Here is an 18,506-nt window from a genome sequence, read left to right as displayed (position 1 = left end):
CCGGCTTCACCGGCTCGGCTTGCAAGCGCCGAGCCACGGGTCAAACACCGCCTCGCTGTCCACCGGGCGCAGGTCTTGTCGCTGCGTGTGCCGTGAGCGAGGGGGGGAGACGAGCGGCGGTCCGTCCGTTCCCACCGGATCGCCCCACCGCCTCCTCACCGGCCTCGGCGCGCGGTCTCCCCATCGGCAGCGCCATGGGCTTGGCGCGTCCCCATCCAGGTCATCACCCGCTCCGCCAGGCGGTCCAGCGCGCGCACGGCGAGTTCCAGGTCCTCCGTGCGCGTGTCCTCCGCCGCGTTGTGGCTGAGCCCGCCGAGGCTCTGGACAAAGAGCATGACCGCGGGGACGCCCGCGCGCGCCACCTGCGCCGCGTCGTGGAGCGGCCCGCTCGGCAGGCGGTGGGCGGCCCGCGTCACCTCCAGGATCGCCTGCTCGCCCGCGTCGATCAGGTCCGGATGGAAGGGCACCGGTTCGATCCGGAACAGCTCGGCCACCGTGAAGGAGCACCCGCCCTCCTCGCAGAAGCGGGTGAGGCTCGCCCGCGCGTCCTGCCAGAGGGCCGCGAGCCCGGCCGGGTCGAGGTGCCGCTGATCGAGGGTGAACTCGCAGGTCTCGACCACGCTCGTCGGGATGCCCGGCGCCGTCCTCACGCTGCCGATGGTGCAGACGCCCCCGTGCCGTTCCGCCACCGCGTAGATCTCCCCGCTGAGCCGGCCGAGCACCAGCAGCGCGTCCTGACGCGCGTCCATCGGCGTGCTGCCCGCGTGGGCCGCGCGGCCCGTCACCGTGATGAGGTGCCGCAGGGCGCCGCACGTCCCGAGCACGGCCCCCAGGGGCAGCCCGAGACGCTCCAGAACAGGGCCCTGCTCGATGTGCAGTTCGATGTACGCCCCGGCCTTCCGGCGTTGCGCCTGCGCCGCGGACGCGCAGTCGAGGTCGATGCCGGCGCCCCGCAGGGCGCCCCGCAGGGTGACGCCGCTCCGGTCGGTCAGGACTCCGGCGCGTTCGGGGTCCAGGTGGCCGCTCACGGCACTGGAGCCGTACAGGCTGTGTCCGAAGCGGCCCTCCTCGTCGGCCCAGTCCACCAGCCGCACGGTGACCGGAGGCCGTCCCGCGGACTCGCCCTGAATCCGCCGCAACACCTCCAGGCCCGCGAACACGTTGAGGCAGCCGTCGAGCCAGCCACCGTTCGGAACGCTGTCCAGGTGCCCCCCGATCCACAGCTCCTGCTCCGATTCTCCCGGAAGGGTCGCCCAGAGATTCCCCGCCGGGTCCGTCTCCACCGTCACGGGGAGGTCCGCGAGCTTTTGCAGGAGAAAGGCCCGCGCGGCGTTCCAGGAGGGCGTGAACGCGACGCGCTGCGCGCCGTGCCGGTCGCCTGTGAGCCCGTGCAGGGCACGCAGTTCGGCGATGGTCCGGGCGGGGTCGAGCATGTTCAGCCCTCCCCGCGCAGGATGCGGGCGTACGCCCCCGGGTCGGTGGCGCCCTCGGTCGAGATCACCAGGACCGTGCTCTCCGGTGTGATCCCCAGCACCTCCCGCGCCCGCGGGCCAAATTCCCCCGCGAGCAGCTCCAGCAGCCCGGCCGCGCCCGCCGCGCCGCTCTCCCCGGAGGTCACACCGTCGCGCGCGAGGAGCCGCGTCGCCTCCTCGGCCCGCGCGTCGGGAAGGGCGACGGAGGCGCTCAGCCCCCCTCGCAGGTAGGGCCACGCCAGCGGTGAGGTGTTGCCGCAGTTCAGACCCGCCATGATCGACGGGTGCGGCCCCGGGACCTCCGTCAGCTCTCCCGCCTCCAGGGAGTGCAGCACACAGGCGGCGCGCACCGGTTCGGCCCCCACCACGCGGGTCTCCCGCCCCGGGGCGCGGTAGTGCTGCACGGCCGCCGTCGCCAGCGAACCGACGCCCATCTGCACGGCCACCACGTCCGGCCCCCGCGCCCCCAGCGCCACGAGCTGCCGGTCGATCTCCCGAAAGATCGTGCCGTACCCCTCGACCACCCAGCCGGGGACGCGGGTGTACCCGGCCCAGGCCGTGTCGCTGATCACGAGGTGCCGCTCGTCCGCGAGCTGTGCGGCCCGCGCGACCGCCTCGTCGTACGTGCCTCGCACCACATCCACCCGCGCCCCCTCGTCCGCGATGGCCTGAAGGCGGGCCGGAACCATGTCCTGCGGAACGAGAACCTGTGCGCCCAGGCCCAGCCAGCGGGCGACACGGGCCACGGCGCGGCCGTGGTTGCCGTCCGTGGCGGTCACGAGCGTGAGCGGCAGATGCGCCCGGAGCTGTCCGGCCAGCTCATCCAGCGTGTTCCACGGCCGCCAGGGTCCGAAGAGGGTGCCGAGTTCGCGGTACGTCGCCCAGGACGCCCCGAGAACCTTGTACGCGGGCAGGCCCAGGCGGTTGGCCTCGTCCTTGACCCAGGCCTCACGGACACCGAGGGCCGCGGCGAGGTAGGGCGCGCGGACCAGGGGCGTGGGGGCGTAGCCGGGAAGTCGGCGGTGGAAGTCCAGCAGGCGGGCGTCTGAAGCCCCGGAGAAGGTCGTGGTGGCGGGGTTGAAGTAGGCGCGCGGCCGGTCCGTGGCTCGGGTCATCGGGGTCTCTCCGGGGTGAAGGGCGCTCAGGCGCAAAAGTCGCGGATGGTGGCCGACAGGACCTCGCGGCAGCGTTCGACCGAGGCGAGGTCCACCCATTCCTCGGCGGCGTGTGCGCCCGCGCCGCGGGGGCCGAACACGGCGGTGGGGATGCCCGCCGCGGCGAGAAACGCCGAGTCCATCCAGAAGCTCTGGCCGATGAGGGCGGGAGGCCCACCCAGCACGCCCGCCGCGGCCGTCCGCAGGCTCTGAACGATGGGCTCGTCCTGCCCGACGCCGAACGGCTCCCGGGCGAGGGTGAGGCGGTGCTCGGCGCGGAAGGTGGCGTCGGCGGCCAGTTCGCCGAGGAGCGCGTCGATCTCCCGGGTGACGCCTTCGGGGGTCTCTCCGGGAAGGGTGCGGCGTTCCACCCGCAGGGTGCAGCGGCCGGGATAGCTGGAGAGGTCCTGCCCCCCCGTGATGAGCGAGGCGTGCAGGCTGCCGTGGCCGAGCAGGGGGTGGGCGGGCCTGGCGGCGAGGTCCCGGCCGAGGGCCTCGAGCCCCCCGAGGACCCGGCCCATGTGGGCGATGGCGTCGATCCCGAGGTCCGGGCGCGACCCGTGCGCCGCGCGGCCGAAGGTGGTGATCTCGTGCCACGTGAAGCCCTTGTGCGCCACGGAGACGTTCAGCTCGGTGGGTTCGGTGACGATGGCGGCGTCGGCGGTGACGCGCAGGAGGACCGACTGGATGCCGAGGCTGGCGTGTTCCTCATCCGCAACCGCGGTGAGGAGGACGTCGCCGCGCAGACCCGCGTCTCGCGCCTCCAGCAGAGCGAGGAGACAGGCGGCCAGCCCACCCTTCATATCGTACGTGCCGCGGCCATACATGCGGCCGTCACGCACCACGGGCCCCAGGAGACCGGGCAGCCCCCCGGTGCCGACGGTATCGAGGTGGGCATTCAGCATCAGGGAGCGGCCGCCCCCCGTGCCGGGAACACGCGCGATGACGCTGTGGCGACCGGGAGCCGCCTCGTCGAGTTCGGCGGGAATGCCGTGGGCGGTGAGCCAGGTGGTGACGAAGCGGGCGATGACCGTCTCACCGGCACCACCGGGAACGAGCGCGGGGTTCGTGGAGTCGATGCGGACGAGGGCGGCCAGCAGATCGGTGAGCGTCACGGGCACAGTGATATACTACACTCTATATACCGCTGGTGTTGGATGACCCATCCATTCCCCCGCACTTGAGGACGCCGCCAACTCAGCCTCTGTTTGATCAATAGAGCCCTCCGGTCCGTGGAACTGCCGCCGCGTTGCGACAGATGCAGGCTGTCGCCCACACAATTAATAGAAGGATTCAACATGGGCGAGAAGCCCCGTAAGCCCTCCTGAGTCTCCAACTGGAACGCCGTGACATGGGCCAGCGGTGGGAGATCAGGCTGGAGGAAGACCGTCCTGGCGTCGGCCTCCATCTTGCCGGGGGCATGTGCGCAGGCGAGTCTGACGGATGAGACGTCAGTTGATGACGGTGGGAGTGTTGAAGAAGAAAGGAAACAACCCTGCTTGTATTAATTAAAAGAAGAGCGTGGAGGGGCACTCAGACGGTCTACCCGGCGCCCGGGGACGGCGTGATCTTGCCCCGCAGGCAGGGTGGCGCGGCGTCCCCAGTCCAGGCTGCATCTGCGGAGGGGGCTGCACGCGGTCTTTCTGATCTCGGGCCTGAACGTTCCCGGCGGCATGGCGGCGCTGCGGGTGCTGGACCGTCAGGAACGGCGCGGTCTGGGTTAGGGGAGGCGTGCCGGGAAGGGAACGCGCAGGCAAAAGCCTCCGGGCGCCGCGACCTGCCGCGCCACCGCCCCCGGCGCGACGATCTGCACGGCGATGCCCCCCGGGGCGACGTGTTGCACCGCCACCCCACCCGGCGCCACGCACTGCACGCCGACGGCGAAGAGGGCCACCGCCTGCACCGACAGCGCCCCGGGGAGGGTAAGCTGCACGCCCACGGCGGTCGGCGCGAGGGCCTGGGCGGCGAGGGTTCCGGGCGGCAAGGCCTGTGCGCCCATCGCGGTGGGGGCAAGCGCCTGCGCGGCCAGCCCGGCGGGGGAGAGGCTCTGGACCCCCACGCCGATGGGGGCGAGCGCCTGCGCGACCGCCGTCATGGAGGGCGCCTCCTGCACGCCCACCACGCCGACGCCGACGGCCTGCCGCTGCCCAGCCCGCACGAGGCGCTGTTCCTGGGTCAGCCAATCGGTGAACTGGTCGAAACGAGATCGCCCCGTCCGCCCTGCCGAAGTTCTGGTCATGGGTCGAGGGTGTGCCCCGGCGGTTACCGGGCCGTTACCGTCAGGCGGTGGGCGCGGGCCCTGCGCTCCCGGCGCCCGCTGTTCAGGCGAGCTTCAGCAGCTCCGCGTAGGGGCCGGGGCAGGTCCCGTCGGCCGTGAGGGGGCAGGTGTGGAAGCGGGGGAGGGCGTCCCGGTGGCCGCGGACGCAGATGGGCTCGCCCGCCTTGAGCCGCTGCGCCAAGGCGACCGTCTCGGGCATGGGGGTGTCGCCCAGATCCTCTCGCAAAAAGCGCAGGAAGCGGCGGTAGTGTTCGGTGGCGGCGTACCGGCCCTCCACCACCGAGAGGCAGGTCATGAGTTTCTGGTGGTAATTCTCCCCGATGTAGGGGTCGGCGCGCAGGGCCAGGGCGAGGTCACGGACCGCCAGGTCGCAGTGCAGTCCCTCGCAGTGCAGCAAGGAGCGCTCCAGGCGTGCCCGGGTGTACACGCCCCGGTATTCCTCCCGCGCGGCCCGCGCCCACTCGGCCTGGACGTGGGGCAGGAAGTCGCCCCCGTACGTCTCGACGGCCCGGCTCAGCGCCCGGAAGCGGGCCTCTCCCTCCGAGTGCTCGGCCTCGTGGAGCGCCGCGTAGAGCGCAAACACGTCGCTGGAGCGCAACACCCCGTCCGAGAGGTGGTAGGCCCCGTGAAGCTCCACAACGCTGCCCGGGCCCCCCAACGCCGTGCGGGCGCGGTGCAGCGCCACACGAAAGCGGTTGCCGCTGCGGTCACCGGCGTCCTCGTGCCACAGCGCGTCGATGATCTCGTCGCGGGTCAGCCCCTCCGGCCGGGCGAGCAGCAGGAACACCAGGTCACGTGCGCTCCCCGCGCCCCACCTCACCGGCTGGCCGTCCCGCGCGACCTCGATGGCTCCCAGCGAACGCACACGCAAACCAGTCATGGGTGACCTCGGGCAAGGGGGCGGGCCCAGTCATCCTCCGGCCCCTGGAGAGTGTATCTATTATAACAGTCTCTCCCTCCGGGGATATGGGGCCGTCCCCCACCCACCTCAGCCGGGGTCAGGGGGAACGGTCCGGTGGCGGCGCTGGAGACGGCCCGCGCGGTGGCGGCTTGGGTGGACGCCCGCGCTTCCGGGATTGCCCTGGCTCCGCGGTCGCCTGCACGGAGTCACCAGGCGACCGGCAGCCAGGGACGCCGGTCTCTCCTCCAAACGGCCGGGTCACTCGGGGGAGAAGTTTCCTTCTGCTTTCCCGTGACGAACACGCGGCGAAGTCGCCCACTCCCCGTTGAGGGGACCGTCTTCTCTGGTCTGCCAGATCAGGGGTGCGGCCCGCACCTTTCCCCTCTTGCCTTGCCGGAGCTGACCGCCCCGGTCCCCCTGCTTGACAACCCCCGGGGTCGCCTCCATACTAAATATCAATTCAGAGCCGAATAGATATTCAGAGTTTGGGGCTTCAATCCCAGGAGGAAGCATGACGACGATCCCGTCCATCCGCATGCCGGTCCGTCCCGCCAGGCTGGCGAGCCTCGACGCCGCCGAGCGCGAGGAGCAGGCCAGGGCCCTGAGCCGGTCCGTCCGTCTCTCCGTGCTGGAGATGATCGAGCATGCCGGGCTCGGGCACATCGGCGGTGACTTCTCGGTCACCGACATCCTCGCCACGCTCTTTTCCTCGGTGCTGCACGTGCGGCCCCAGGAGCACGACTGGCCCGAGCGCGACCGCTTCATCCTCAGCAAGGGGCACGCCGCCGCCGCCCTCTACGCCGCGCTGGCCCACAGCGGCTTTTTCCCGGTCTCGGCGTTGGGAACGTTCATGGACCCGCTCTCGATGCTCAACGGGCACCCCAACCGCAACAAGGTGCTGGGGATCGAGACGAATACCGGCCCACTCGGCCACGGCCTGCCCGTAGCGGTGGGCTGCGCCATCGCCAGCGAACTGAGCCCGCAACCCTGGCGCACCTACGTCGTGCTGGGCGACGGCGAGCTCCAGGAGGGCAGCAACTGGGAGGCCATCATGACCGCCGCCCACCGCCGCCTGGGGACCCTCACCGCCGTCGTGGACCGCAACCGCCTCCAGCAGGGTGCCCGCACCGAGGACACCAACTCCCTCGAACCGCTGGCCGACAAGTGGCGCGCCTTCGGCTGGGAGGTCCACGAGGTGGACGGCCACGATCACGCGGCGCTGTACGAGGTCTTCAGCCTCGCGCCCGGCGAGCGGCCCCGCTGCGTCATCGCCCACACCGTCAAGGGCAAGGGCGTGTCGTTTATCGAGGACCGGGTGGAGTGGCACCACAAGGTGCCCTCCAGGGAACAGGTCGAGCAGGCGAGAAAGGAGCTGGAAGCGTGACCGCCGTGCAGGAGAGTGCCCCCACCTTCGACAACCGCCAGGCCTTCGCCGAGGAGCTGATCCGCCTCGCCCGCCAGGACCCGCGCATCGTGGCGGTGTGCAACGACTCGGTGGGGTCGAGCAACCTCGGCGCCTTCCAAAAGGAGTTTCCGGACCGGCTGATCAACGTCGGCATCGCCGAGCAGGACATGGTGGGTGTGGGCGCGGGGCTCGCCAACGGGGGCTTCATCCCCTTCGTGTGCGCCGCCGGGCCCTTCCTGACCGGGCGGGCGCTGGAGCAGATCAAGGCCGACGTGGCCTACAGCAACTTCCACGTCGTGCTGTGCGCCATGAGCCCCGGGATGGCGTATGGCGAACTGGGGCCCACCCACCACTCCATCGAGGACTTCGCGTGGATAGGCGCCCTCGACAACATGACCATCGTGGTGCCCGCCGACCCGCAGCAGACCCGCGAGGCGGTGGCCTGGGCGGCGAGCACGGACAAGCCGGTGTACCTGCGCGTCGGACGCTTCAAGGTCCCCGCCGTCACACCACCGGACGTGACCTTCGAGCTGGGCCGGGCGGTCACCCTGCGGGAGGGGGGAGACGTGACCCTGATCGGTACGGGCACGACCGTCTCCCGCGCGTTGGAGGCCGCCGACCTGCTCGCGGCGCAGGGGTTTGAAGCCCGGGTGCTGAACATGGCGACGGTCAAGCCGCTCGACGAGGCCGCCGTGCTCGCCGCCGCCCGCGAGACCGGGCGGGTCGTGACCGCCGAGGAGGCCACCACCCGCGGGGGCCTGGGCTCGATGGTCGCGCACGTGCTGGCGGTCAACCACCCCACCCCGATGCGGACGCTGGGCGTGACGGAATTCGCGCCCACGGGCTCGGCGGCCTACCTCCTCGAACACTTCCACCTGACTGCCCGGGGCATCGCCGACGCCGCCCTGGAGCTGCTGCGCTAGCGGATGTCCGGCGACCGAGTATCCCCCGCCGGGTCCTGCGTCCTGGCGATTGACCAGGGCACCAGCGGCAGCAAGTGCCTGCTCGTGGACGCGGGCGGGGAGATCGTGGCGCGGGGCGGCGCCCCCCTGTCCGAGGGGCATCCCCGCCCCGGCTGGGTCAACCAGGACCCGGAGGAGGTGTGGCAGAGCGTTCGGCAGGCCGTCCGGGTCTGCCTGTCCCACGAGGACCCGGCCCGGGTGCTGGCCGTGGGCCTGAGCACCCAGCGGGAGTCGTACCTGCTGTGGGACCGGGCCAGCGGGGAGGCGGTCTCGCCGCTGATCAGTTGGCAGGACCAGCGCACGTCGCTGGGAGACGACCTGCGCCAGCCCGCCGTGGCCGCCCTGGTGCGCGAACGCAGCGGTTTACCTCTCGACCCGATGTTCTCGGCGAGCAAGGCGGCGTGGCTGCTCGACACCTATGATCCGGGGCGGGAGCGCAGCGCGCGGGGAGAGCTGTGCCTGGGCACGGTGGACTCCTGGCTGCTCTTCAAGCTCACCGGCGAGCACCTCACCGAACACGGCAACGCCTCGCGCACCCAGCTCCTGAACGTGCGGACGGGCGAGTGGGACGAGGAATTGCTGCGCCTCTTCCGGGTGCCCCGGGCGGCCCTGCCCGAGGTGCGGTCCTCGAACGGTCCCTTCCCTGCCCTGCGGGGGCTGGCCCCGCTGCCGGACGGTACACCCATCCACGCCGTCATGGGTGACTCGCACTCCGCCCTCTTCGCGCACGGCGCTTTTACCCCCGGGGCGGTCAAGGCGACTTACGGCACCGGCTCCTCGGTGATGGGGCTGCTGGAGGGCGCCGAGGGGCTCGACCCCGGCCTGTGCCTCACGGTGGCGTGGAGTCTGGACGGGCGCCGCCAACTGGCCGCCGAGGGGAACATCCGCTCCGCCGGGGCCGCCCTGAGGTGGGTCGCCGAGCTGCTGAACCTGACGCCGGGCGAACTGGCCGACCTCGCCGCCACGGTGGAGGACAGCCCGGTGACGCTGGTGCCCGGTTTCGGCGGGTTGGGGGCGCCCTGGTGGGACGAGGAGGCGGTCGGATTGATCAGCAACCTCTCGCTGGGCACCACCCGCGCCGACCTGGCCTACGCCGCCGTGGACTCCATCGCGCAGCAGGTGGCCGACGTGGTGGAGGCGGTCAACCGCAGCGCGGGGCAACTCGGGGCGCTCTACACCGACGGCGGCCCCACGGCCAACGGGCACCTGATGCAGCGCCAGGCGGACTTGATGGGCACGGCAGTCTTGCGGTCCCAGCACGCGGAACTCTCGGCGCTGGGGGTCGCCCACCTGGCGGGGCTGGGCGCCGGGCTGTGGGACTGGGGGGCGCTGCGGGCCCTGCCCCGCGAACGGCAGACCTTCCGCCCCGGGCTGGACGCCGCCGCCCGCCGGAGGCTGCGGGACCGCTGGCTCGCGGCGGTGGACCGGGCGCGGCTGCGGTCCTCCCCGTCCGCCCTCCCCGCCCTCTCACCGAGTGTAAAGGGGCTCTGACATGCAACCCACGGTCAAACTCGATCCGTCCGCCGCCTCGACCCGCCCGTCGCCCTGGTGGCGGGGCCTGCTCGGGACCAGCGGCCCCCTGATCGGCCTGATCCTGCTGTTCACCGTGATGTCGCTCTCGACCGACGCCTTCTTGTCGGTGCGCAACCTGCTCAACGTCCTCGACCAGATGACGGTGCTGGGCATCCTCGCCATCGGGATGACGTTCGTGATCATCATCGGGGGCATCGACCTGTCGGTCGGCGCGGTGCTGGCCCTCTCGATGATGGTGATGGGCTGGCTGGCGAACAACCAGGGCTGGCCGTTCCCGGTGGCGATTCTCGGCGCGCTGGGGGTGGGCGGGCTGTGCGGACTGGTCTCGGGCCTGCTCGTCACGCGGCTCAGGCTCCCCGCCTTCATCGCCACCCTGGCGATGCTGTCGGTGGCGCGCGGCCTGGCGAACATCATCACCAACGGCGAGCAGATCGTGGGCTACCCCGAGTGGTTTACCAACCTCGCCATCGTGCGGCACTTCGGCTTCCTCTCGGCCACGGTGGCCCTCCTGATCGTGCTCTCGCTCGCCGCCGCCGCCTTCTTGCGCTACCGGGCGGCCGGGCGCAGCCTGTACGCCATCGGCGGGAGCCCCGAGGTCGCGCGGCTGGCGGGCATCGCCGTGCGGCGGGTGTCCACCTGGGTCTACGTCGCCTCCGGCGTTCTGGCCGGTCTGGCCGGGGTCGTGCTGGCCGCCCGGCTCGACTCCTCGCAGCCCAGCGCGGGCACCGGCTACGAGCTCGACGCCATCGCGGCGGTCGTGATCGGCGGGGCCAGCCTGGCGGGCGGGGTGGGCAGCATCGGCGGGACGATCATCGGCGTCTTCATCATCGGCATCCTGCGCAACGGCCTGAACCTGATCGGCGTCTCGCCCTTCGTCCAGCAGATCGTGATCGGCGTCGTGATCGCCGTCGCGGTGTCCATCGACTCGCTGCGGCGCCGTGAACGGTAAAGCCCCGCTCCACCCCCTCTCCCCTGACCTCCCGTTCCTGTCCGCCCCCGGCCTCCCATCCCCTTTCCCCAAGGAGTTCCAGATGACCCGTCCCCGCATGATCACCCTCGCCGTCTCCGCCCTCACCCTGCTGCTCGCCGCGTCCCCGGCGCAGGCCCAGACCCCCGGCAAGAAGGTGACCATCGGGCTGGCGGTCGCCAACCTCCAGGCCAACTTCTTCAACCAGATCAAGCAGTCGGTCGAGCGCACCGCCGGGGCGCAGGGCATCACCGTGATCACGGTGGACGCCAAGGGCGACTCGGCCACCCAGGTCAGCCAGATTCAGGACCTGATCGCCCGGGGCGTGGACGCCATCATCTACATCCCGGCGGGTGCCACCGCCGCCGCCGTGCCGGTGCGGGCCGCCCGCGCCGCCGGGATTCCCGTGGTGAACGTCGACCGCAACGCCGCCGGGGCCCCCGGGGACACCTTTATCGCCACCGACAGCGTGGCCGCCGCCCGGACGCTGGGCGACTACGTGTGCAAGCAGACGGGCGGCAAGGGCAACGTGGCGATCATCCAGGGCCAGCTCGGCACCACCCCCGAGCAGGACCGCGACAAGGGCTTTACCCAGGCGCTCGCCAAGTGCGCGGGCCTCAAGGTCGTCGCCAGGCAGGCCAGCACCGCCTGGGCGCAGGACGAGGGCTTCAACATCGCGCAGGACATGCTCCAGAAGAACCCCGACATCACCGTCTTCTTCGGGCGGGCGGACGCCCTCGCGCTGGGCGCCGCGCAGGCCACCAAGGTCGGGGGCCAGGGCGGCAAGATCATGGTCGTCGGCTTCGACGGGGACACGGCGGGCCTGCAAGCCGTGCAGTCGGGGACGCTGGCCGCCACGATGACCCAGCGCACCCAGTACATGGGCCAGCTCGCGGTGAGGTCGGCGCTCGACCTGATCAACAAGAAGGCCGTGCCCAAGGTCCAACTGCAAGCGGCCACCCTGACGACGAGGGCCAACGTCGCGCCGTTCCTGAAAAACCACCCCTGAGCCCGGCCGGGGACGGAGCCTGCCCCTGTCCCGGGCCCCGTCCCCCCGACCCCGAACGGAGGTGCCTGCATGACCATCCCCCTCGACCCTTCCTCCCCGGCCCTCCCGGGTGGCCTCAGCGTGCGGGGCGTGGGCAAGCGCTACGGGCAGAACGTGGTGCTCGACCACATCGACCTCGACGTGCGCCCCGGCGAGGTGGTCGCGCTGCTGGGCGAGAACGGCGCGGGCAAGTCCACCCTGTCCTCGATCATCGCGGGGCTGGTGAGGCCCGACTTCGGCGAGATGACGTGGCAGGGCCAGCCCTACGCGCCCACTTCGCCCGGCGACGCCATCCACCACGGGGTCGCCCTGATCCACCAGGAGACCAAGCTGCTCAACGACCTCAGCATCGCCGAGAACGTGTTCCTGGGGCACCTCCCCATGCGGGGCGGGTGCATCGACCGCAAGACGATGGAGGAGCGGGCCGAAGTCCAGCTTCAACGTCTGGGCCTGAACGTCCCCGCCCGCCGCCTCGTGGGAAGTCTGCGGGTGGCGGCCAAGCAGCAGGTCGAGATCGCCAAGGCGCTGACCCTGAACGCGCGGCTGCTGATCCTCGACGAGCCCACCGCCGCGCTCGGGGGCGAGGAGACGGACCACCTCTTTGCCCAGATCGAGGCGCTCAGGGCGGGGGGCGTGTCCTTTATCTACATCAGCCACCGCCTGGAGGAGATCGCCCGCATCGCCGACCGGGTGGCCGTGCTGCGCGACGGTCGGCTGGTCGCCCAGCACGACACCGCCGCCGTGCCGGTGCGTGTGCTCGTCGAGCAGATGGTGGGCCGCTCCGTGGACCGCCTCTTCCCGGCCCTGCCCGCCCCGCGCCCCGAGGAGGTCTTGCGCGTCGAGGGGCTGACCTCGGCGACCGGGGCCTTTCAGGACGTGAGCTTCGAGGTCCGTGCCGGGGAGATCTTCGGCATCGCGGGCATCGTGGGGGCGGGGCGCACCGAACTCGTGCGGGCCATCTCGGGGGCGGACCCGCTGAAGGGCGGGCGGGTCAGTCTGAACGGGCGGGCGCTGCGCCTGCGGGAGCCGGAGGACGCCATCCGCGCGGGGGTGGTGCTCGTGCCGGAGGACCGCAAGGCCCAGGGGGTGCTCCTCGACGGGACCATCGCGGACAACCTGACCTTCGCCAACCTCGACCGCCTCTCCCGGGGCGGCTGGGTCTCGCCGTCGCGCGCGCGGGCCTTCGCCCAGCGGGCCATCGAGCGGCTGGGGGTCAAGGGCCGGATCGACGACCGGGCGGGAAGCCTCTCGGGCGGGAATCAGCAAAAAGTGGTGATCTCCAAATGGATCAGCCGCGACCCCAGGCTCTTCATCCTCGACGAGCCCACCCGGGGCATCGACGTGGGCGCGCGGGCCGCGATCTACGAGGTCATCGCCGATCTGGCGCGGGAGGGGATGGCCGTCATCGTGGTGAGTTCGGACCTGGAGGAGGTGCTGGGGCTCGCCCACCGGGTGATGGTGCTCGCGCGCGGGCGCAACATGGGCGTCCTGGACCGCAGCGAGGCGAGCGGCGTGGCCGTCATGGAGCTGGCGACCGCGTGAGCCGGTGAGAACAACTCGCCGAGCCCGAAGAACTCTTTAACCCGCGCGGCCGCACCGTTCGGGACTGAACGAAGCCGCCACCCTTCTTCCCCTCAGGCAACGTCGGCCCCGGTCCGATGCTGCCCACGTAAGGACGACCCTGACATGGACCTCTTCTCTTTGACTGGACAGACCGCCTTCGTCACCGGCGCGGGCAGCGGCATCGGGCAACGCCTCGCGGTGGGGCTCGCCGAGGCCGGGGCGGACGTGGCGTGCTTCGACCTGCCGGGCAGCGAGGGCCTGGCCGAGACCGTGGGGCAGATTGGGGCCCTCGGACGGCGCGCCCTCGCGCTGACGGGAAGTGTGACCCAGGCCGAGGACCTCGCCGCCGCCATCGCGCGCACCGAGGCGGAGCTGGGCCCGGTCAGCGTCGCCGTGAACAGCGCCGGGATCGCCAACGCCTTTCCCGCCGAGGAGATGGAACTCGCGCAGTGGCAGCGGATGCTCGACATCAACCTGACCGGGGTGTTCCTGTCCTGCCAGGCGGAGGCGCGCGTCATGCTGCCCCGGGGCCGGGGCACCATCATCAACATCGCCTCCATGTCGGGTGACATCGTGAACCGGGGCCTCCTGCAAGCGCACTACAACACCTCCAAGGCGGGCGTCATCCACCTCACGCGCAGCCTGGCGATGGAGTGGGCGACCCGGGGCGTGCGCGTGAACGCCATCAGCCCCGGCTACACCCTGACGCCCATGAACCTGCGCCCCGAGGTGGCCGAGCAGCGCCGGGTCTTCGAGTCGGAAACGCCGCTGGGCCGCATGGCGACCGTGGACGAGATGGTCGGCCCGGCGATCTTCCTCGCCACGCGGGCCTCCTCGTTTTGCACCGGAATCGACCTGCTGGTGGACGGCGGCTTCACCTGCTGGTGAGCGCGAACCGGGAGACCTCCGCACCGCGTTGACGGGAGTGCCGCCGCGCCTCCCGGAAGGAGCCCTATGGAAGAGCTGAGCCGCTTCAAAGATCAGGTCGTCGTCGTCACGGGGGCGAGCCGGGGGCTGGGCCGGGGGATCGCCCTGCGCTTCGCCCGGGAGGGCGCGAACGTGGTCGTCAGCTCCAACGAGGAGCGCGTGCACGAGGTCGCCGCCGAGCTGGAGACCCTGGGCGCGCAGGCCCTCGCCGTCGTCTGCGACGTGACGAAGAAGGACGAGGTGGAGGCGCTGTACGCGCGGACGGTCGAGCGCTTCGGCCGGGTGGATATCTCCGTCCAGAACGCCGGGGTCATCACCATCGCCCGGGTCGAGGACCTCACCGAGTCGGAGTGGGACCTCGTGATGGACGTGAACACCAAGGGCGTGTTCCTGTGCTGCCAGGCGGCGGCGCGGCACATGCTGGGGCAGGGATACGGCCGCCTGATCAACACCGCTTCCGGGCAGGCGCGCGACGGCTTCATCTACACGCCGCACTACGCCGCGTCGAAGATGGGGGTGGTCGGCATCACCCAGAGCCTCGCCAAGGAGCTGGCGACCCGGGGCGTCACCGTCAACGCGATCTGCCCGGGCATCATCGCGACCGAGATGTGGCAGTACAACGACGAACACTGGGGCCGCCTGCTGGGAAGCTCGGGCCAGGGCCAACTGATGCAGGCCTGGGCCACCGAGAAGATTCCCATGCAGCGGGTCGGCACGCCGGAGGAGGTCGCCGGGCTCGTCGCGTTCCTCGCGTCCAGGGACGCGGCGTACATCACGGGCCAGACCATCAACGTGGACGGCGGCCTGATCATGTCCTGAGGCGGGCCCACCTTGGGACGCAAACGGCTCACACGGGCGCCCGGCACCGCCAGCCCCAGGTGACGGCTCTGGGTCACCCCTGCCGGTTCACGTCCCTCAAGGGGTTCGGCGTGGGGAAGCTGGGCAGGCCCGAGCGGGTGGACCCCGACGCGGTGGTCCGGATCGCCTCGACGGGTACAGCCCCCTGCCCGGGCTGGCCCCCGACCTGCTCGGGGACCTGGGCTTCAGCCGCAGGGAAATCCTCTCCCGCCGCTGCCCCGGCCAGGACGCCTCCTCCAAGTTCGGCCCGACGGAAGCGGCGGCAAAGGCGACCGGGAAGACGTGGGAGGACCTCTCCGCCGGGAGACTGTAACGGCCGGGCATGACCTCGACGAGTTCGCGGGTGGCGGACGACCGCGCCGCGCCCAGGGGCGAACAGGCCTGCCCGTTCCCGGGCCGAGGCGGAAGGGCCGGGGGCTCATCCCTCGTTCGGGCCCCCCTCGATCCCGTCCACCGGCCGACGGTATCCTGACCGGGTGTCCAGCCCGTCCACCTCGGCCGCCTCCCTGAGCGAGCGATTGCAAGACGTGACCGAAGCGCTCGCCGCCGCCAGGACCCCGGAAGAGGTCTTCGAGGTGGTGCTTGAGCCCGCCCTCGACGCCCTGGAAGCCATCGCGGGCGCCGTGCTGCTCGTCGGGGCGTCGGGCGACCGCCTGGAGATCGCCGCCACCCAGGGGTACGAGCGGGGCGCGCAGACGGTGTGGCAAGACGGGCCGCTCGACGGCAACGTGCCCGCGGGGGACGCCCTGAAGCGCCACGAGCCTCTGTTCTTCGAGCACGAGGGCGACCTGAAGCGGGTCTACCCGGAGCTGGAGGCCCGCACGGGGGGCGTGGCCGCCGTCGCCACGGCCGTGCTGCCCATGTTCCTCGACGACGCCCCGCTGGGCACGATCATCCTCGATTTCAGGGAACCGCACGAGTTCACCCCGCCGGAAAAACGCTTCCTGCGCACCCTCGCCGCCCAGTGCGCCATCGCCCTGGGACGCGCACAGCTCGGCCGCGACCTCGAAGCGCGCGTCGCGGCGCGCACCGCCGAGCTGGAGGAGGAGCGCGCGGCCCTGGACGCCTTTGTCGCCTACAAGGAGGCGGTGGGAGGCGAGAGTGACGTGTCCGTCCTGGCCCGGCAGGCCCTGGAGGTCGTGCGCGCCAACATCGAGCACGTCAGCGCCGCGTACTACGAACGTGAAGACGAGCGGTGGAAGGCGCGGGTGTGGTCGGATGACATTCCCCCGGAGATCGTCGCGCAGATCACGGCGGGGGTCTCCGTCCACGCGCCGAACTACGCCGAGGCGGCGCACTCCGGGCGGCCGGTCTTTGTGAACGGCTGGGACGGGCGGGCCAACGGCGTCCAGCACGCCGAGTCCTACGGTGCCGCCGCCTTCATCCCCCTGGTGATTCGGGGGGAGACTTATGGGCTGCTCTCCGTGGGCACCCGGGAGACCCGCGCGTGGCATGAGCGGGAACAGGCCCTGGTGCGGGCGGTCGCCCGGGGACTCACCGTCACCCTGGAGCGCACCGCGCACCTGCGGCAACTGGAGGTGGAACGCGCGGAGCTCGCCGCGCGCACCCGGGCGCTGGAGGGCTTTGCGGACCTCACACGCGACCTCGCCCTGCACGACGACCCCTACGTGCTCATCCGGCGTGCCCAGCAGGTGGTGCTGTCCCTCCTGCCCGACGGGTACGCGCTGTACTTCGAGCCAGGGGGCGACCGCTGGGTCAAGCAGGTCCAGACGGGCGAGCTGCGCAGCGGGGCCTTGCAGGCGGTGGCCGACGCGGGCCTCCCGTACCACGAGGCGGGCAACCTCTTCACGCCCTACACCACCCTGGAGCCGTACTACCAAGACCAGTATGCCGAGGAGACCGATCACCTCGACAGCGAGATCGTGGCCCACATCGGCGCGTCGGCCACCTTTCCCGTCATGGTGGGGGGCCGGCCCCGGGGGGTCTTCGCCGTGGTGCTGTTTGGGAGGCTGCGGCCCTGGTCGGGCGCGGAGCGGGCGGTGATGGAGACGGTGGTGCGCAGTCTGGGCCTGGCCCTGGAGCGGGCCGAGGGGGTGGGCGAGTTGGCCCGGCGCACCGAGGAACTCGCGCGCAGCAACGCGGAACTCGAGCAGTTCGCGTACATTGCCTCGCACGACCTGCAAGCGCCCATCCGGGCCGTGACGAGCTTCGCCGGGATCCTTGAGCGCCGCTACGGGCCGCTGCTCGACGAGCGCGGCAGGCTGTACCTGCGCCAGATCGTGGAGGGCGGCGAACACATGAAGCGGCTGGTGGACGACCTGCTCACCTTTTCCCGCGTTCATACCCAACAGCGCGAACTCAGCGCCGTGGACAGCCAGGCGGTCTTGAACAGGGTGGTGGGGCGGCTCCGGGAAGAGGCCGGGACGCAGGGCGCCACGATCAGCGGCAGGGAGCTGCCCGTGGTCCGGGCGGACGCGCAGCAGCTCGATCAACTGTTGCAGAACCTGATCGCCAATGGGCTGAAGTACCACCGGGAGGGGGTGGCCCCCGAGCTTCACGTCTCGGCCCGGCGCGACGGGGCGATGTGGCGCTTCGCCGTCTCCGACAACGGCATCGGCATCGAGGCGCAGTATTACGGGCGCATCTTCGAGATCTTCCAGCGGCTGCACGGCCGCGAGCAGTACGAGGGCACCGGCATCGGGCTGGCGGTGTGCAAGAAGATCGTCGAGCGTCACGGCGGACGGTTGTGGCTGGAGAGCACCCCGGGCCTGGGCACCACCTTCTTCTTCACCCTCCCGGAAACCTGAGGGAGAGGACTGCGCGCCCTTCGGGGGACCCGGGCAGGAAGGTGTGTCGGCCCGGGACCCGGCGAAGCCGCCCAAGAGTCACGGGTTCAGGGCATTTGACACAGGAAAACTGTCGTGCTCAGCGCGGCGCGGCATCTCCAACGGGCCGGGCGAGACCCTTCCCTTCGTTCAGGGTGACCATTCCCCTTTCGGCAAATGCCCTGGACGTGGATTCTCGTGGAAGCTTCTGGGCAGGGTGTACGCCAGGCTCACGTCGGTTCGGCCCGCTGGGGTTGGCGAGCCGCAGCGCTGGAGCAGGCCACCGGGGAGGCGGCCACCCGCTTCGATCCCCTGGTACGGACGGGATGCTCCGGCTGGAGGGCAGGGGTCTGGTGCCGGTGCGGCGCATCCTGGCACAGCACGGCGGCTGGGTGTGGGCGGAAGCGCGACGGACCAGTGGCACGGTGGTCCTGGCCTTTCCCGGGACGAGGCGGTCAGCGACCTCGAAGCCCCCTCGCGTCAGGACAACCCCGGGACGGAGCGGGGACGGCAGCCAGGGTGAACGGGAAGGTGGAGCCCTGCCCTGGCGTGCGGTCTACCCCCAGCCCTTCGCCGGGGCGCCCGACGATCTTCTTGCACACCGCCAGCCCGTTCCCGCCCACCGCAAGGACACGCTGGAGGGCGTTGCCGG

General features: G+C 71.5%; 15 protein-coding genes. 10 read left to right on the top strand and 5 right to left on the bottom strand.

Features of this window, described 5'->3' with window-relative positions:
* Positions 1-155: 155 nt before the first annotated feature.
* From IC605_RS09095 to IC605_RS09085, 3 genes are read right to left on the bottom strand one after another with little or no spacing between them, the layout of a single operon-like run.
* Positions 156-1,433 carry a hydantoinase/carbamoylase family amidase gene (locus tag IC605_RS09095; protein WP_216322139.1) on the bottom strand — a complete coding sequence of 426 codons (1,278 nt, stop codon included), beginning with the start codon at positions 1,431-1,433 and terminating at the stop codon, positions 156-158.
* A gap of 2 nt (positions 1,434-1,435) precedes the next feature.
* Complete coding sequence (locus IC605_RS09090; protein WP_216322136.1) at positions 1,436-2,587, bottom strand: diaminopropionate ammonia-lyase; 1,152 nt, start codon at positions 2,585-2,587, stop codon at positions 1,436-1,438.
* A 26-nt stretch (positions 2,588-2,613) separates the two neighbouring features.
* Positions 2,614-3,741 (bottom strand): M20/M25/M40 family metallo-hydrolase, encoded by a 1,128-nt coding sequence (locus IC605_RS09085; RefSeq protein WP_343216556.1) that lies wholly within the window; start codon positions 3,739-3,741, stop codon positions 2,614-2,616.
* A 471-nt stretch (positions 3,742-4,212) separates the two neighbouring features.
* Here IC605_RS09085 and IC605_RS09080 point away from each other — a divergent pair, with 471 nt between their 5' ends.
* Positions 4,213-4,350, top strand: coding sequence for a hypothetical protein (locus tag IC605_RS09080; RefSeq protein ID WP_216322130.1), 138 nt, complete (start codon positions 4,213-4,215; stop codon positions 4,348-4,350).
* Here the strand turns inward: IC605_RS09080 and IC605_RS09075 are convergent.
* Together IC605_RS09075 and IC605_RS09070 are read right to left on the bottom strand one after the other, a co-directional pair.
* Entirely contained in the window at positions 4,347-4,865 is a 519-nt protein-coding gene (locus tag IC605_RS09075; protein WP_216322126.1) for a hypothetical protein, read from the bottom strand. The two genes, IC605_RS09080 and IC605_RS09075, sit on opposite strands and share 4 nt — an antisense overlap.
* 82 nt (positions 4,866-4,947) lie before the next feature.
* Positions 4,948-5,784 (bottom strand): AfsR/SARP family transcriptional regulator, encoded by an 837-nt coding sequence (locus IC605_RS09070; protein ID WP_216322123.1) that lies wholly within the window; start codon positions 5,782-5,784, stop codon positions 4,948-4,950.
* Between the two features lie 532 nt (positions 5,785-6,316).
* On the opposite strand from IC605_RS09070, the gene IC605_RS09065 reads away from it, so the two are divergent.
* The 9 genes from IC605_RS09065 to IC605_RS09025 all read left to right on the top strand — a co-directional run bounded on the left by IC605_RS09065 (position 6,317) and on the right by IC605_RS09025 (position 17,836).
* Positions 6,317-7,189 (top strand): transketolase, encoded by an 873-nt coding sequence (locus IC605_RS09065; RefSeq protein ID WP_246580622.1) that lies wholly within the window; start codon positions 6,317-6,319, stop codon positions 7,187-7,189.
* The gene (locus tag IC605_RS25365; protein ID WP_216322120.1) at positions 7,186-8,133 is read left to right on the top strand and encodes a transketolase family protein; all 948 of its coding nucleotides are present in this window, start codon (positions 7,186-7,188) and stop codon (positions 8,131-8,133) included. Before IC605_RS09065 ends, IC605_RS25365 begins: the two co-directional genes overlap by 4 nt.
* A gap of 3 nt (positions 8,134-8,136) precedes the next feature.
* Positions 8,137-9,663: an FGGY-family carbohydrate kinase gene (locus IC605_RS09055; RefSeq protein WP_216322117.1), complete on the top strand. Its 1,527-nt coding sequence runs from the start codon at positions 8,137-8,139 to the stop codon at positions 9,661-9,663.
* 1 nt (position 9,664) lies between these two features.
* Positions 9,665-10,654, top strand: a complete 990-nt coding sequence (locus IC605_RS09050) for an ABC transporter permease (protein WP_216322114.1) — start codon at positions 9,665-9,667, stop codon at positions 10,652-10,654.
* 82 nt (positions 10,655-10,736) lie between these two features.
* Entirely contained in the window at positions 10,737-11,681 is a 945-nt protein-coding gene (locus IC605_RS09045; RefSeq protein WP_216322111.1) for a sugar ABC transporter substrate-binding protein, read from the top strand.
* Between the two features lie 69 nt (positions 11,682-11,750).
* A complete protein-coding gene (locus IC605_RS09040; protein ID WP_216322108.1) occupies positions 11,751-13,262 on the top strand; it encodes a sugar ABC transporter ATP-binding protein in 1,512 nt (503 codons plus the stop codon).
* A 144-nt stretch (positions 13,263-13,406) separates the two neighbouring features.
* Positions 13,407-14,171 (top strand): SDR family oxidoreductase, encoded by a 765-nt coding sequence (locus tag IC605_RS09035; RefSeq protein WP_216322105.1) that lies wholly within the window; start codon positions 13,407-13,409, stop codon positions 14,169-14,171.
* Between the two features lie 66 nt (positions 14,172-14,237).
* Positions 14,238-15,029 carry an SDR family NAD(P)-dependent oxidoreductase gene (locus IC605_RS09030; protein ID WP_216322102.1) on the top strand — a complete coding sequence of 264 codons (792 nt, stop codon included), beginning with the start codon at positions 14,238-14,240 and terminating at the stop codon, positions 15,027-15,029.
* 515 nt (positions 15,030-15,544) lie between these two features.
* Positions 15,545-17,836 (top strand): GAF domain-containing protein, encoded by a 2,292-nt coding sequence (locus IC605_RS09025; protein ID WP_343216555.1) that lies wholly within the window; start codon positions 15,545-15,547, stop codon positions 17,834-17,836.
* Positions 17,837-18,506: the final 670 nt, after the last annotated feature.

It is taken from the genome of Deinococcus aestuarii (assembly GCF_018863415.1).
GTDB classification, from domain to species: Bacteria; Deinococcota; Deinococci; order Deinococcales; family Deinococcaceae; genus Deinococcus; species Deinococcus aestuarii.
This window is presented reverse-complemented; position numbering and strand designations above follow the sequence as displayed.